This window comes from Nesterenkonia sandarakina (assembly GCF_003003175.1).
GTDB classification, from domain to species: Bacteria; Actinomycetota; Actinomycetes; order Actinomycetales; family Micrococcaceae; genus Nesterenkonia; species Nesterenkonia sandarakina_A.
This window is the reverse complement of record NZ_PVTY01000003.1, coordinates 58,040-72,714: the sequence shown is the minus strand read 5'-3', so window position 1 is coordinate 72,714 and position 14,675 is coordinate 58,040. Positions and strand designations below refer to the sequence as shown.

Here is a 14,675-nt window from a genome sequence, read left to right as displayed (position 1 = left end):
GGTGTCTCAGGGAACCCAGCTGCACTGGCAGCACGCCGTGGTGACCTCCCACCGGGCCGCCGCCGATGAGATCGCCGAGATCGTCCTGGCCGGTGAGCGACCGCTCTTCACCGAGCCCGGCGCCCATATCGACGTGCGCGTCGCCCCGGGTCGCAGCGACTCCGAGTCGGTCCGCTCCTACTCGGTGGTCGAGGGTGCGCCGGACGGGTCCTGGGTGAAGATCGGGGTGCGCCGCTCCCCCACCTCGCGCGGCGGATCGCGGTTCATGCACGCCCTTGAGCCGGGCGACTCCCTGGAGGTCACCTCGCCGCTGCAGAACTTCCCGCTGCGCGTAGGAGCACCGCGGTATGTGCTGCTCGCCGGCGGTGTCGGCATCACGGCGATCCACTCGATGGCCCGGGTGCTCAAGCGCCTCGGCGCGGACTACCAGCTGGTCTTCGTCGGACGCTCCCGCCCGGCGATGGCGTTCCTGGACGAGCTGCGCGAGGAGCACGGACCACGGCTGAGACCCTCCGTCGACGACGAGGGCGATGTCCTTGACGTGCACGAGCTGCTCGATGGCGTGGATCACTCCACCGAGTTCTATATGTGCGGTCCCATCCGGCTGATGGATGCGGTGCGCCGAGCCTGGATCGAGCGCGGGCTGCCGCTGCCGAATCTGCGCTATGAGACCTTCGGCAACAGCGGCTGGTTCGATCCGGAGGAGTTCGAGCTGCGGATCCGCGGGTCTGAGCGCAGCACGGTGGTCTCTGCGGACGAGTCGATCCTCGAGGCGCTCGAGCGGGTCGGCGTGGAGGCGATGTACGACTGCCGCAAGGGCGAATGCGGACTCTGCGTGGTCAAGGCCGAGCAGCTCCACGGCGTGATCGACCACCGGGACGTCTTCTTCAGCGAGGCGGAGAAGCGTGCCGACACCAAGCTCTGCGTGTGCGTGTCTCGGGTGGCCTCCTGCGCCGGTTCCGCGCAGGCCGACGGCGCTCAGGCCGGTTCCAGCGACGGCGAGGCTGATCGCGAGGGCTCGGCCTCGAGGCGTCCGATGCTGACCCTCGACTTCCCCTGACCCAGTCCCCTCAACGTGGACCTGTCCTGACCGCAGCGCTGCTCATGGCGCACCGCCGGTCACCGCCCGGTTGTGCTGCATCGCGACGGCGATCCACCCGCTCAGCGCATCCTCGCGCGTGATCGCCTCGGCGGAGACCTGGATCCAGCCGGGCCCCATGTCGCGTCCCGGCCCCATCTCCGCCTCGGTCGCGCCGGGCCGCTCGAGCAGCTCCTGGTGCTGGTGGGCGTCGACGCGCACCAGCAGGCCTCCATCTTCCAGGGCGCTGAGGATCATCTTCTCGTTGACCATGATCGAGCGTCCGCCGAACATCGAGACCTCGCGGATCACAGGTTCGCGGGCCAGACGGTCTCGGAGCCGTTCGAGGAGGGCGTTCTGCGCGGGGGTCATGGCTGCCTCTTCCCTGCTTCAGCTCTGTGGCGACAGGCGCGCCGTCGTCCTCATCAGGGTGAGTCTAGGGCGCGGCACCCGGCCCGCCTACGGTCAGCGGCCCTCCCATACACGTCGAGGGGCGGATTCTGCGGGCAGTTCATGGGCCGCAAGGCCTCGACTACTCGGAGAACCCGCCCCTCAACGCGAAAGCGGGAGCTGGGGCTACTTCCAGCCCAGCGGCTTGGCCACGTGCTCGACCAGGGACTCCAGGATGTGGGCGTTGTAGTCCACTCCCAGCTGGTTGGGCACGGTGACCAGCACGGTGTCCGCGGCCTGGACCGCTTCGTCCTTGGCAAGCTCCTCGACCAGCACCTCGGGCTCGGCGGTGAAGCTGCGCCCGAAGATCGCGCGGGTCTTCTCGTCGATCATCCCGATCTGGTCCTTGGAGTCGCGCTGGCCCAGGAAGTAGGCCCGGTCCTGGTCCGAGACGATGGGCAGGATCGATCTCGAGACCGAGACCCGAGGCTCGAAGCCGTGATCATGCTTGGCCCATTCCTCGCGGAAGGCCTGGATCTGCTTGGCCTGCTGGATGTGGAACGGCTCGCCGGTCTCGTCGTCCTTGAGCGTGGAGCTCATCAGGTTCATGCCGCGCGACGCCGCCCAGCATGCGGTGGCGTCGGATCCGGCGCCCCACCAGATCCGCTGACGCAGACCCTCGGAGTGCGGCTCCAGGCGCAGCAGCCCGGGCGGGTTCGGGAACATCGGACGCGGGCTCGGTTCGGCGAAGCCCTGACCGGAGAGCACCTGCAGCGCCACCTCGGTGTGCCTGCGACCCATGTCAGCGTCGGACTCGCCGTCGGCGGGCTGGTAGCCGAAATGCCGCCAGCCTTCGACGGCCTGCTCTGGTGAGCCGCGGGAGATGCCGAGCTGCAGTCTGCCCTCGGCGATGAGATCCGCCGCGCCGGCGTCTTCGGCGAAGTAGAGCGGGTTCTCGTAGCGCATGTCGATCACGCCGGTGCCGATCTCGATCCGCGAGGTCTTCGCGCCGACGGCGGCGAGCAGCGGGAACGGCGAGGCCAGCTGCCGGGCGAAGTGGTGCACCCGGTAGTAGGCCCCGTCGACGCCGAGCTCTTCGGCCGCCACAGCGAGGTCGATGGACTGCAGCAGCACGTCAGACGCAGAGCGGGTCTGCGAATGCGGTGAGGGCGTCCAATGTCCGAAGGAGAGGAATCCGAGGTTTTTCACATTTGAAAGAACACGCTGGGGTGCACGGCTATTCCTGGGTGCGGCGCGAGCTGCCGGGAGAGCCGCCTCGCCAGCTACTGCGCGAGCTGGCGCTCCGCGGTGAGGACCACGTTGGCGAGCAGCTCGGCCCGGGTCATCGGCCCGACGCCGCCTGGGTTGGGCGAGTACCAGGAGGCCACCGACTCGATGCCCGGGGCGAGGTCGCCATAGATCTTCGCCTTGCCGGTCTCCGGGTTCACCTCCCGGGTGACTCCCACGTCCAGGGCGATCACGCCGGGCTTCAGGTCCGCGGGGTCGATCATGTGCTTGACCCCTGCGGCGGCCACGACGACGTCGGCGGTGGCCAGGTGCGCGGCCAGGTCCTTGGTGCCGGTGTGGCACAGGGTCACCGTGGCGTTGACGTCGCGCCGGGTCAGCAGCAGCCCGATCGGCCGGCCGATGGTGACCCCGCGTCCGACGACGACGACGTGCTTGCCGCGCAGGTCCAGGCCGTAGTGGTCGAGCAGATCCACGCACCCCTTGGGCGTGCACGGGAGCGGGGTGGTGATCTCGTCGTTCACGTTGGCCACGAGCCGACCGAGGTTCATCGGGTGCAGCCCGTCGGCATCCTTCTCCGGGGAGATCGCTTCGAGCACCTGCTGGGTGTTGAGCTGCTTGGGCAGCGGCAGCTGAACGATGTAGCCGGTGCAGGCCGGGTCGTTGTTGAGCTTCTCCAGCTCGGCGAGCAGCTGCTCCTGGGTGGTGTCGGCGCTGAGCTCCACCTGGATGGAGTTGATCCCCACCTCGGCGCAGTCGCGGTGCTTGCCGGCCACGTAGGACTGGCTGCCCGGATCGGCTCCGACCAGCACCGTGCCCAGGCCCGGGGTGACCCCTCGGGCCTTCAGCGCGGAGACCCGTTCGGCCAGGTCAGCCTTGAGCGCCTTGGCGGTGGCCTTGCCGTCGAGGATCTGTGCCGGCTGGGAATTCTGGGCCTGCTGTGACGTCTCGGTCATCGTCGGCCTCACCACTCCTCGAGGCCTTCGTAGAGCGGGAATGCCTTGGTCAGCGCGGAGACGCGGGACTTCAGCCCGTGGAGGTCCGCATCCGGCTTCAGCGCCTCGGCGATGATGTCGGCGACCTCGCGGAACTCCTGTTCGGCGAATCCACGGGTGGCCAGGGCGGGGGTGCCGATGCGCAGACCGGAGGTGGTCATCGGCGGGCGCGGGTCGTTGGGCACCGCGTTGCGGTTGACCGTGATGCCGACCTCGTGGAGCCGGTCCTCGGCCTGCTTGCCGTCGAGCTCAGAGTTGCGCAGATCGACCAGGACCAGGTGCACGTCGGTGCCGCCGGTGAGCACCGAGACGCCGTGCTCGGTGACGTCGGGGGCGATGAGCCGCTCGGCCAGGATCTGGGCGCCTTCGATGGTGCGCCTCTGCCGCTCGGCGAACTCTTCGGTGCCGGCGATCTTGAACGCGATGGCCTTGGCCGCGATGGCGTGCATCAGCGGGCCGCCCTGCTGGCCGGGGAAGACCGCGGAGTTGATCTTCTTCTTGTGCTCTTCCTTGGTCAGGATGATGCCCGAGCGGGGACCGGCGAGGGTCTTGTGCACGGTGGTCGTGACGACGTCGGCGTAGGGCACCGGGTTGGGGTGCAGCCCTGCCGCGACCAGGCCGGCGAAGTGCGCCATATCCACCCAGAGGATCGCTCCGACCTCGTCGGCGATCTCACGGAAGCGCGCGAAGTCGAGCTGGCGGGGGTACGCGGACCAGCCGGCGACGATCATGTCGGGCTGTTCGGCGATGGCCTGTTCGCGGACCTTGTCCATGTCGATGATGCCGGTCTCGGCGTCGACCTCATAGGCGGCGATCTCGTAGAACTTGCCGGAGAAGTTCAGCTTCATGCCGTGGGTCAGGTGTCCGCCGTGGGCGAGCGAGAGGCCCATCAGCTTGTCGCCGGGCTTCAGGAACGCGGTCATCACGGCCACGTTGGCCTGGGCGCCCGCGTGGGGCTGGACGTTGGCGTGCTCCGCGCCGAAGAGCGCCTTGGCGCGTTCGATCGCGAGGTTCTCCGCGACATCGACGAATTCACAGCCGCCGTAGTAGCGCCGCCCCGGGTAGCCCTCGGCGTACTTGTTCGTCAGCACCGAGCCCTGGGCTTCCAGAACGGCGCGCGGCACGAAGTTCTCGCTCGCGATCATCTCGAGGGTGTCGCGCTGACGTCCCAGCTCATCCGAGATCGCCTGAGCGATCTCTGGATCGACCTCGGCCAGTGGGGCGTTGTTGATATCCGATGTGCTCATGCTCTGAAGCTCTCCTTGCGGATGAATACGGGGCAGCGTGAGCCAGTCTATCGCCCAGCGGGGGCGGTCCATGCCGGATTGCCGGGCTTGACCCCCGTCAGGACAAGGATGTGACACACACCCGATTTTATTGTGAATGACTCATATGTGCGGCACACTGGGGTGATGACCTCCCCCGACTGGCCTGCCCGGCTGCGCGAACGCGGACTCCGCGTCACTCGCCAGCGCCTGGCCGTCCTGGAGGCCGTGTCTGCCCAGCCGCATAAGCCGGCCGAGGCGATCCACGCCTCCGTCCGCGCAGCGCTGCCCGAGATCACGGTGCAGTCGATCTATACGGTGCTCCATGACCTCACCGCGCGGGAGCTGCTGCGCCGGTTCGACCCTCCGGGCTCCCCGGCCTGCTACGAGACGCGCACCCACGACAACCATCATCACGCGATCTGCACGTTGTGCGGCCGGATCGAGGATGTCGAGTGCGTTCATGGCGAGGCGCCCTGCCTGCAGGCTCCGGCCAGCCTGGGCATGCAGATCCAGATCGCCGACGTGGTCTTCCGCGGCGTCTGCAGAACCTGCGGGGAGAGCTCCGCGGAGCTCGTCGGCTCCGGCGGCTCTGCGGAGGCCTGAGCCGCTGCTGCGCTCGCCCGGCGGGCCTGCCTGCTGACGCCTGCGGTCGCATGCCGTGCCGACACACAGAGATCCCCCGCAGGGAACCGGTGTTCCCTGCGGGGGATCTCTGGAGAGAAGACCTCGATCACACGTCTCCGTCGTCCTCCATGGTCTCTTCGTCCATGGGCTCTTCCTCCATGGTGTCTTCCTCCATGGGCTCTTCCTCAGTCGCTGGATCCTCGACCGCTGGGTCCTCGGTCTCGGTCCCGCCGTCATCGCAGGCCGTGGCCCCGAAGAGGGCCAGGGAGCCGATGCCGACGACGCCGGCCAGGGTGCGAAGCTTGCTCGTCTCGGTGGTAGCCATGTTTCGTTTACCTCCGTCATTTGCATCAAGTGATGCTGCGCGGTCTTTCCGCGGTCTGTCATCGTCGAGGGACCGTGTTGGATCACCGTGATGACCTGCACCCATACTGCACAGACGACAGGCCTCAGCGCCAGCAGAATCTGCCGATTCGCGTCGATTCGATGGAAGCTCTTACCCCGCGTCAAGCCCCTGTTGCTGTGCGGACCAGTTCCTGAGTGAGAGCTGGGCGCAGGCCGGAGGTCCTCCGCGTGGAGTCCAATCACGCCAGGTCGGGGTCAGACCAGGTCGTTGAGGATCTGCTGCAGCTGCTCATCCTGGATGACCGTGTCATCCTCGGGCTGCTCGGGCGTGCCCGCCTCCTCCCAGTCGGTGACGGTGACCTCCAGGTCTGCGTCTTCGCCGGGCAGGACCAGTCCGATCAGCTGCGGTGATTCCTGGTCGGCGAGCACGGCCAGCTCGACCTCTTCGTTGGAGTAGACCCAGACGTTCTGACCTTCTCGGGTGTCCAGGGAGGTCTCCAGTTCGAGCTCGGCCAGCGAGTCCACCTCCAGGGTCTCGGTGATCTCGGCGCGCAGCATCTCCAGCACGGCGGCGGGAGTGCGCGGCACGGAGGGCTCGGCGCCGCTGACGTCGATCCATTCGCCCTCGGCGCTCAGCGCTGCGCGGAGCTCCTCGGCGTCGACCTCCGGCTCCACCTCAGGTGGGACCTGCGCCTGATAGTCGAAGACGAAGGCTTCGACACTCTGATAGGCGTCGTCGCCGAAGCTGAGCACCTCGAAGTCCGGGGTGTAGTCCAGGACGGCGGCCGAGTCACCCTCGAGCTCTCCGGTGACCGAGAGCTCGAAGCTCTCCCCCTCATCTTCGAAGAACTCTGGCGCGTAGCCGAAGAGCTGGTGGCCGCGCTCGAGGCCCGCGACCATGTTGATGCTCACGCTGGACTGGTCCATGGAGGACTCCCAGACATCGTCCTCGATCTCCGCGAGGTCGGCGACCTCCTGGTCATCCTCGCTCTCGGCGATCTCGTCGGAGGCCACGCCCTGACTCTCGGCACCCTCTGCGTCGAGGTTCTCCTGCGGATTCTCCGCTTCGCGGGGGTCTTCCCCGCCGCAGCCGGCAAGTGCCAGGGCCGCGATGCCCAACACCGCCGTCAGGCTGGATGCTCGGCTGACGGCCTTCGGGGACGTCTTCGTCGTGCTGCTCATGGTGTCTACCTTCCACTGTGTCTCGGGGCCAGGCCTAGGCGTCGTCTGCTTCGGTGGACCAGCCCTGCTCGTCGGCGATCGCCTCGAAGATCTCATCCAGGGTCATCACGTTCTCGGGCTTCTCCGGACGCTGCGCCTCGTCCCAGGCGCTGAACGCGTAGGTCGACTCGCCGTCGCGCATCTCGAGCAGGTAGGGCGTGCCCTCTGCGGCGACCACCAGCTCGGTGGCGCCGTCGGCGGTGGCGTAGACGTAGACCTCGGTGCCCTCTCGGGTCTCCGCGGCCCCGTCCATCGCGGCGGCCTCGTCGCCGTCGAGCTCGCGCTGCCAGGTGCTGATGAAGTCCTGGGCGGAGAACACGGCTCCGGCACCCTCGGTGCTGAACTGGACCCACTGCTCGGCGACCACCGAGGTGAGGAACTCCTCCTCGAGGAGGTCGGCGATCTCCTCGTCGAGCTCGCTCATCAGCAGCGCGGCGAAGTCCTCTCCGCGGAAGTACTCCACGCCGTCGACGGCACGCTGGGTGAAGGTCACATCCCCGGCGGTGAAGGTCATCTCCGAGTCGCTGCCGTCCACGGCCCCGTTGATCAGCAGATCACCGGTGTCGTCTTCGTCGATCTCCTCGAACATCTGATCGACGTCGGCCTCAGCCGCCTGGATCTCGCCCTCGATGCTCACGGTGTCCGCGGTCAGCATCGCGTCCCACATCCGGTCCTGGATCTCCCCGAAGGACGGGACCTCGGGCTCGGCGGCGTCGGCGTCGTCCTCGAAGGGGTTTCCGGCGCAGCCGGTGAGCAGCACGACGGCGGCGACGCAGCTGCCTGCCAGGGCCGAGCGCTTCATAGGGTCTCCTTGGGGAACGTTCATGATGACCAGCGAACCCTGCGCGGGGACGATGCCGGTGGGACTCTTCAGCGTAGCGCGTCGAACACCACCGGCACCGGCACCGGGGATGTCAGAGGAGCCGCGGATCCCCAGGGCGCTTCACGCGCAGCCATCGGTAGCCGTAGCCCTCCAGGGTCACCTCGGTGGCCTGCTCGGCGTCGACGGCGCAGGCCCCGTCCTGGAGCAGGTCGATGAGCTCGGTGCCCTTCTCCTCGTCGTGGAGGGTCAGCGGCACCACCAGCGACTTCGGCGAGAGGTTGTGGATCAGGACCATCGACTGGTCACCGCTGGTCATCCTGTGGGCCAGCACCTCGTGGTGCGGCTGGTCCAGGATCGTGAGCTCGCCCCAGCCCAGCTCGGGGCAGTCGCGGTAGCGCCTGGCCAGCCGACCGACGTGGTGCAGCAGCGAATCGGGGTCCCGGCGCGCCTGGGCCGCGTTGACGTGCTCCGGACCGAAGGGACCTTTCACGACCTTGCGGGCGAGCTTCGAGGGGCGGGCCGAGGAGAATCCGCCGTTCTTGTCCTGGCTCCACTGCATGGGCGTGCGCACGGCCTCACGTCCGGGCACCTCGAGGTTCTCCCCCATGCCGATCTCCTCACCGTAGAAGAGCACCGGTGTGCCGGGCAGCGAGAACAGCAGCGAGTAGGCCATCTTGATCCGTCGCGGATCACCGTCGAACATCGCCGGGAGTCGACGACGCAGGCCCCGTCCGGCGAAGCGCATGTCTTCCTCGGGGGCGAAGGTGTCGAGCACCTCGTCGCGCTCCTGGGCCGAAAGCAGGTCGAGGGTGAGCTCGTCGTGGTTGCGCAGGAAGTTTGCGTACTGGGTCTCGACCGAGAGGTTCTGCGGGCGCTCTGAGAGCGCCTCGGCGAGCGGCCTGGCGTCTTCGCGGGCGAAGGAGAGGAAGGTCTTCTGGTTCACGGTGAAGTCGAACTGCATGGTGAGCTGGTCGCCGTCCTCGCCGCCGAAGAAGGCGAGCTGGTCCTGGTGCGGGAGGTTGACCTCACCGAGGATCATCGCGGAGCTGGTGCCGCTGGAGCGGCGTTGGAGGAAGTCGCGCAGCGTGCGCAGGTAGTCGTGGGGTTCCACGAACTCGTGCTGATCGGCGCCGGTGAGCGTGGTCTGGTTGATCGCGAAGGGCACGGCGTCGACCCGGAAGCCGTCCACGCCGAGCTGGAGCCAGAAGCCCATGGTCTTGGTGATCGCCTCGCGGACCTGCGGGTTGGCGGTGTTGAGGTCTGGCTGGGTGTGCAGGAAGTGGTGCAGATACCACTCCTCGGTCTTCTCGTCGTAGGTCCAGATTCCATCCTCCTGGCCGGGAAACATGGCCTCCTCGGAGGTGTCCGGCGGGGTGTCGCTGCGCCAGACGTAGAAGTCTCGGTAGGGGCTGTCTTTGGAGGCCCGAGACCGGCGGAACCAGGGGTGCTGGTCCGAGGTGTGGTTGATGACGAGATCCACGATCACTCGGATGCCCCGGTCGTGGGCGACCCGGACCAGCTCCACGAAGTCACCGTGATCGCCGTAGCGCGGGTCGACGCCGAACATGTCGGAGATGTCATAGCCGTTGTCGCGGCGCGGTGAGGGGTAGAAGGGCATGAGCCAGAGGCAGCTGACGCCGACGTCGGCGAGGTAGTCGATGCGCTGGGTCAGCCCGGGAAGGTCCCCGATCCCGTCGCCGTCGGAGTCCAGATAGGTCTCCAGGTCCACGCAGTAGATGACGGCATTCTTGTACCAGAGGTCTGCGGTGTCGGTGATGCGCATCAGGCGTCCTTCAGTTCGGGGAGGATCGCCTCGCCGGCGAGATCGAGCCAGGGCCGCTGTTCCTGGCCCACGTGGTGGAGGTAGACGTGGTCGAAGCCGGGCTCGACGGCGGCGCTGATCCATTCGGCGAGTTGGCCGGGCTCCGCGGAGATCCAGACGGCCTTCGCCACGGTCTCGAGGCTGACCTCGGCGGCGGCGGAGTCGAAGTGCTCAGGGGTGGGCAGGTCCTGGTCCAGCGGTGCGCCGAAGACGTTGGTCCGCCACTGGTCGTGGGCGATGGCGTCGGCCTCTTCCCGGGTCTTCGCCCAGCTGAGATGCACCTGCAGCATCGCGGGGCCCTCGCCTCCGGCCTCCCGGTAGGCGCTGAGCACCTCGTTCTGCGCGTCATCGGGCTGGTTCAGCGTGATCATGCCGTGGGCCCAGGTGGCGGCGAGGCGCGCTGCCTCGGGGGTGATGCAGGTGGCGTAGAGCGGGATGGGCTCTGCGGGGCGGTCATAGAGGTAGGCGTCGTCCACGCTGACGAATCCGCGGTGGCTGATGATGCGTTCTCCGCGGTGCAGTCGGGAGATGATGTCGGCGCACTCGAGCAGCCGGCGTCGTCGGGTCTCCTTGTCCATCCAGAGCTCTCCGGTGACGTGCTCGTTCATCGCCTGTCCGGCGCCGAGGGCGGCCCAGTAGCGGCCGGGGAACATCTCTCCGAGGGTGGCGGTGGCTTGGGCGACGATGGCGGGGTGGTAGCGCTGGCCGGGGGCGATCACCGATCCGATGGGAAACTCGGTGGTGGCGAGTGCGGCGCCCAGCCAGGAGAGGGTGAATCCCGAGTGACCCTGCCGCTGGGACCATGGCATGAAGTGGTCCGAGCTCATGGCGGCCTGGAATCCGACCGTCTCGGCGTGCTGAACGTCGCGCAGCAGCTGGGAGGGGGCGATCTGTTCCTGTGATGCGTGGAACCCGTAGATGGTCATGTGCGAGTGCCTCTCGTCTCGTGTGCTTCTCTAGAGGCTACTGAGAGTGCCCTGGTGATCGCCTGGACGTGGGAGAACTGTTACCTGGCGTCGTCGCCCTGCGCCGCGCGGTGCGCATCCTTGTGGCCCAGGTAGACCTCGGCGTTGCTGCGCAGCCCGGCGATCTCCTCCTCGCTGAGCTCACGCCGGACCTTCGCGGGGACCCCGGCGACCAGCGATCGCGGCGGGATCTGCGTACCTTCGAGCACCACCGCGCCGGCGGCGATCAGGCTCTGCTCGCCGATCACGGCGCCGTTCATGATGGTCGCGCTCATCCCGATCAGCGATCCGTCACCCACGGCGCAGCCATGGACCACCGCGGCGTGCCCCACCGAGATCCCGGCGCCGAGGGTACACGGGTGACCGGGGTCGGCGTGGAGCACCGCGTTGTCCTGCAGGTTCGTCCCTTCGCCCACGACGATCGGGGCCGAGTCGCCTCGGACCGAGACGCCGTAGAAGGCGGAGGAGTCAGCCGCCATGGTGACCTCTCCGGTGATCGCGGCGGTGGGGGCGAGGAACACGCGCTCACCGATCTGGGGCGTGTGTCCGTTGACGGTGAGCACATGTGCCATGAGGTGACTCCTGGGATCCGGAGGGTATCGGGACGTACGGGAAGGCTGCTGAGGTCAGTAACCCTGAGCGGGATCGACCAGGCCCAGCATCGGCTCCCCGGCGGTGAAGCGGCGGTGGTTGGCCAGGATCCGTTCACGCAGCAGCGGCACCACCATCTCGGTGGTGTCGGCGGTGTGCGGGGTGATCAGGCAGTTCTCCAAGGACCAGAGCGGGTCGGACTCGGGAAGCGGCTCGGGATCGGTGACGTCGAGGCCGGCGCCGCGCAGGGTGCCGGTGGTCAGCGCCTCGACGAGCGCTGCCTGGTCCACCAGGCTTCCGCGGCCGACGTTGGCGACCACGGCACCCTCGGCCAGCAGCGCCAGCCGGTCGGCGTTGAGCAGGTGTCGGGTGGTGGGGGTCGCCGCTGCCGCGAGTGCCACGACCTCGGCACCCTTCAGGGCCTCATCGAGGCCGTCGAAGGCCACAGTGACATCGGCGTGCTCCACCGGCTCTGCGGTGCGTCGCACCACAGTGACGTGGGTGTCGAAGGCCTTGTAGAGCCGGACGATCTCCGCCGCGACACCACCTCCGCCGACGACGACGCAGCGCAGCCCGTTCAGCGAGATCCCACCCTCGGTGCCCCAGCTGCTCGCCAGGGCGCGGACCTTGAGCCCGCGCAGTGCGGCGAGGGTCAGGGCCAGTGCGTGTTCGCCGACGGGCTTGGCGTAGGAGCCCTTGGCGGAGGTCCAGGTCAGGTCGGGGAACCGGGTGAGGATCTCGGCATAGAGCTCGATGCCGGCGCTGGGCAGCTGGACCCACCTCACCTGGGGGTTCGCCTCGAGGACCTCGGTGAGGTTGAGCTTCTTGAACATGCCGGTGACGATGATGCCCGCGGGCTGTTCATCGTGACCGACGATGTCGGCGCCCTGCTCGCGCAGCCCGGCCAGAAGCTCGGCGTCGCCTTGGGGCATGATGTGGAGTCGAGAAGTCATGGATTCATCCTGTCATGACCGCTCCCCCACACGGCGCATTCCCCGCCGCTGCCATGTTCTGCCAGGCCCAGGTCAGGCCCGACAGAACCGGTCAGCGGCGGGTGAGACGCCGGGACGGATCAGCCTTTGAGGCCGTCGATGATGCTGTTCAGCGTGGCCGAGGGGCGCATCGCGGCGAAGGCCTTGGCCTCGTCGGGACGGTAGTAGCCGCCCAGATCCACCGGTTCGCCCTGAACGCCGTTGAGCTCGCTCAGGATCTGCTCCTCGTTGGAGGTCAGCGCCTCTGCCACCGAGGCGAAGCGCTGGGCCAGCTCGTTGTCCTCGGTCTGCGCGGCGAGCTCCTGGGCCCAGTACATGGCCAGGTAGAAGTGCGAGCCGCGGTTGTCGATGGTGCCGATCTTGCGTCCCGGGGAGCGGTTCTCCATCAGGAAGGTGGCCGTGGCGCGGTCCAGCGCCGACGCCAGCACCTTGGCCTTCGGCGCCTGAGCCTGCTCGGCGTACTTCTCCAGCGAGGGCACCAGGGCGAAGAACTCACCCAGGGAGTCCCAGCGCAGGTAGTTCTGCTCGGCGAGCTGCTGGACGTGCTTCGGCGCGGAGCCGCCTGCGCCGGTCTCGAACAGGCCGCCGCCTGCCATGAGCGGCACGATGGAGAGCATCTTCGCCGAGGTGCCCAGCTCGAGGATCGGAAAGAGGTCGGTGAGGTAGTCGCGCAGCACGTTGCCGGTCACCGAGATGGTGTCCTCGCCGCGACGCAGCCGCTCCACGGTGTACTTCGTGGCGGCCACCGGGTCGAGGATCTTGATCTCGAGCCCGTCGGTGTCCAGCTCGGCCAGGGCGTGGTCGACCTTGGCGATCATGGTGCGGTCGTGGGCGCGCTTCTCATCGAGCCAGAACACTGCGGGGGTGCCGAACTCGCGGGCGCGGGTCACGGCCAGCTTCACCCAGTCCTGGATCGGGGCGTCCTTGGTCTGGCAGGCGCGCCAGATGTCGCCGACCGAGACCTCGTGCTCGAGGAGCACGTCACCGGCGGCGTTGGTGACCTGCACGGTGCCGGCGGCGTCGATCTCGAAGGTCTTGTCGTGGGAGCCGTACTCCTCGGCCTTCTGCGCCATCAGCCCGATGTTGGGCACGGTGCCGATGGTGGTCGGGTCGTAGGCGCCGTGCGCTCGGCAGTCCTCGATGACCGCCTGGTAGACCCCGGCGTAGGAGGAGTCGGGGATGACCGCGAGGGTGTCGTCGGTCTCTCCGGTGGGACCCCAGGCCTTGCCGCCGTTGCGGATCATCGCGGGCATGGAGGCGTCCACGATCACGTCGGAGGGGACATGCAGGTTGGTGATGCCCTTGGCGTCATCGACCATGGACATCCGGGGACCGTCGGCCAGTCCCTGCTTGATCTCGGCCTTGATGGCGTCTCCGGCCTCGCCGAGCTTCTCGGCGCCGGCGAGGATCGAGGCCAGGCCGTCGTTGGCCGAGAGCCCTGCCTCGGAGAGGGTCTTGCCGTGCTTCTCGAAGACCGTCGGGAGGAAGGCGCGCACGATGTGGCCGAAGATGATCGGGTCCGAGACCTTCATCATGGTGGCCTTCAGGTGAGCGGAGAAGAGGACGTCCTCCTCCTTGGCGCGGGCGACCTGGGCGGCGAGGAACGCGTCGAGCTCGGCGGCGCGCATCACGGTAGCGTCGACGACCTCGCCGGCCTTGACCGGGAGGGATTCCTTGAGCACCGTGGAGGTGCCCTCGGTGGAGACGTGGGTGATGGTGAGCGTGTCCTCGGTGTCGAGCACCACTGACTGCTCGTTGGCGGCGAAGTCACCGGACTCCATGGTGGCCACGTTGGTCTTGGAGTCTGCGCTCCAGTCCCCCATGGAGTGCGGGTTGGCGCGCACGTAGTTCTTCACCGAGGCGGGGGCCCGGCGGTCCGAGTTGCCCTCGCGCAGCACCGGGTTCACCGCGGAGCCCTGGACCTTGCCGTAGCGGGCGCGCACGTCGCGCTCCTCGTCGGTGGAGGGGGACTCAGGGAAGTCGGGCAGCGCATAGCCGGCGGACTGCAGCTCGGCGATGGCGGCCTTGAGCTGGGGTGCTGAGGCTGAGATGTTCGGCAGCTTCACGATGTTGGCTTCGGGCGTCTTCGCCAGATCGCCGAGCTCTGCCAGGGCGTCGCTCTCGCGCTGGTCCTCGCGGAGGTACTCCGGGAACTGCGAGATGATGCGGCCTGCGAGGGAGATGTCGCGGGTCTCGACCTCGACCCCGGCGGGGGCGGCGAAGCCCTCCACGATGGGCTTCAGGGAGAAGGTGGCCAGCATCGGCGCTTCGTCGGTGTTGGTATAGATGATCTTTGCCGTCGGCATGGATCTCCTC

Annotated in this window: 14 protein-coding genes; 2 read left to right on the top strand and 12 right to left on the bottom strand. The window is 68.0% G+C overall.

The annotated features are described in order from the left end of the window. The first annotated feature begins 1 nt into the window (after position 1). A complete protein-coding gene (locus tag BCL67_RS03050; RefSeq protein ID WP_181255866.1) occupies positions 2 to 1,060 on the top strand; it encodes a PDR/VanB family oxidoreductase in 1,059 nt (352 codons plus the stop codon). A 42-nt stretch (positions 1,061 to 1,102) separates the two neighbouring features. Here the strand turns inward: BCL67_RS03050 and BCL67_RS03045 are convergent, their stop codons facing one another. From BCL67_RS03045 to glyA, 4 genes are all read right to left on the bottom strand, one after another. After that, on the bottom strand, positions 1,103 to 1,450 hold the full coding sequence (locus BCL67_RS03045; RefSeq protein ID WP_106121989.1) for a TfoX/Sxy family protein: 348 nt from the start codon (positions 1,448 to 1,450) through the stop codon (positions 1,103 to 1,105). Between the two features lie 204 nt (positions 1,451 to 1,654). Then, a complete protein-coding gene (locus BCL67_RS03040; protein ID WP_106121988.1) occupies positions 1,655 to 2,677 on the bottom strand; it encodes an LLM class flavin-dependent oxidoreductase in 1,023 nt (340 codons plus the stop codon). A gap of 74 nt (positions 2,678 to 2,751) precedes the next feature. Then, the gene (locus BCL67_RS03035) at positions 2,752 to 3,669 is read right to left on the bottom strand and encodes a bifunctional methylenetetrahydrofolate dehydrogenase/methenyltetrahydrofolate cyclohydrolase (protein WP_106121987.1); all 918 of its coding nucleotides are present in this window, start codon (positions 3,667 to 3,669) and stop codon (positions 2,752 to 2,754) included. 8 nt (positions 3,670 to 3,677) lie between these two features. Further along, positions 3,678 to 4,955 carry a serine hydroxymethyltransferase gene (gene glyA / locus BCL67_RS03030; RefSeq protein WP_106121986.1) on the bottom strand — a complete coding sequence of 426 codons (1,278 nt, stop codon included), beginning with the start codon at positions 4,953 to 4,955 and terminating at the stop codon, positions 3,678 to 3,680. A gap of 165 nt (positions 4,956 to 5,120) precedes the next feature. Here glyA and BCL67_RS03025 point away from each other — a divergent pair, with 165 nt between their 5' ends. Then, positions 5,121 to 5,579, top strand: coding sequence for a Fur family transcriptional regulator (locus BCL67_RS03025; RefSeq protein ID WP_106121985.1), 459 nt, complete (start codon positions 5,121 to 5,123; stop codon positions 5,577 to 5,579). Positions 5,580 to 5,706: 127 nt separating this feature from the next. Here the strand turns inward: BCL67_RS03025 and BCL67_RS03020 are convergent, their stop codons facing one another. From BCL67_RS03020 to BCL67_RS02985, 8 genes are all read right to left on the bottom strand, one after another. Continuing rightward, positions 5,707 to 5,925 (bottom strand): hypothetical protein, encoded by a 219-nt coding sequence (locus BCL67_RS03020; RefSeq protein ID WP_106121984.1) that lies wholly within the window; start codon positions 5,923 to 5,925, stop codon positions 5,707 to 5,709. A gap of 275 nt (positions 5,926 to 6,200) precedes the next feature. Further along, the gene (locus tag BCL67_RS03015; protein ID WP_106121983.1) at positions 6,201 to 7,127 is read right to left on the bottom strand and encodes a hypothetical protein; all 927 of its coding nucleotides are present in this window, start codon (positions 7,125 to 7,127) and stop codon (positions 6,201 to 6,203) included. Positions 7,128 to 7,161: 34 nt separating this feature from the next. Further along, entirely contained in the window at positions 7,162 to 7,968 is an 807-nt protein-coding gene (locus BCL67_RS03010) for a hypothetical protein (protein ID WP_106121982.1), read from the bottom strand. A gap of 112 nt (positions 7,969 to 8,080) precedes the next feature. Beyond that, on the bottom strand, positions 8,081 to 9,772 hold the full coding sequence (locus tag BCL67_RS03005) for an alpha-amylase family protein (RefSeq protein ID WP_106121981.1): 1,692 nt from the start codon (positions 9,770 to 9,772) through the stop codon (positions 8,081 to 8,083). Continuing rightward, positions 9,772 to 10,737, bottom strand: a complete 966-nt coding sequence (locus BCL67_RS03000; RefSeq protein WP_106121980.1) for a TIGR03885 family FMN-dependent LLM class oxidoreductase — start codon at positions 10,735 to 10,737, stop codon at positions 9,772 to 9,774. The genes BCL67_RS03005 and BCL67_RS03000 overlap by 1 nt, the downstream gene beginning before the upstream one ends. Positions 10,738 to 10,817: 80 nt before the next feature. Further along, positions 10,818 to 11,348, bottom strand: coding sequence for a gamma carbonic anhydrase family protein (locus BCL67_RS02995; RefSeq protein WP_106121979.1), 531 nt, complete (start codon positions 11,346 to 11,348; stop codon positions 10,818 to 10,820). A 54-nt stretch (positions 11,349 to 11,402) separates the two neighbouring features. Then, on the bottom strand, positions 11,403 to 12,320 hold the full coding sequence (locus BCL67_RS02990) for an NAD(P)-dependent oxidoreductase (protein ID WP_106121978.1): 918 nt from the start codon (positions 12,318 to 12,320) through the stop codon (positions 11,403 to 11,405). A gap of 119 nt (positions 12,321 to 12,439) precedes the next feature. Further along, entirely contained in the window at positions 12,440 to 14,665 is a 2,226-nt protein-coding gene (locus BCL67_RS02985) for an NADP-dependent isocitrate dehydrogenase (protein WP_106121977.1), read from the bottom strand. Positions 14,666 to 14,675 lie beyond the last annotated feature (10 nt).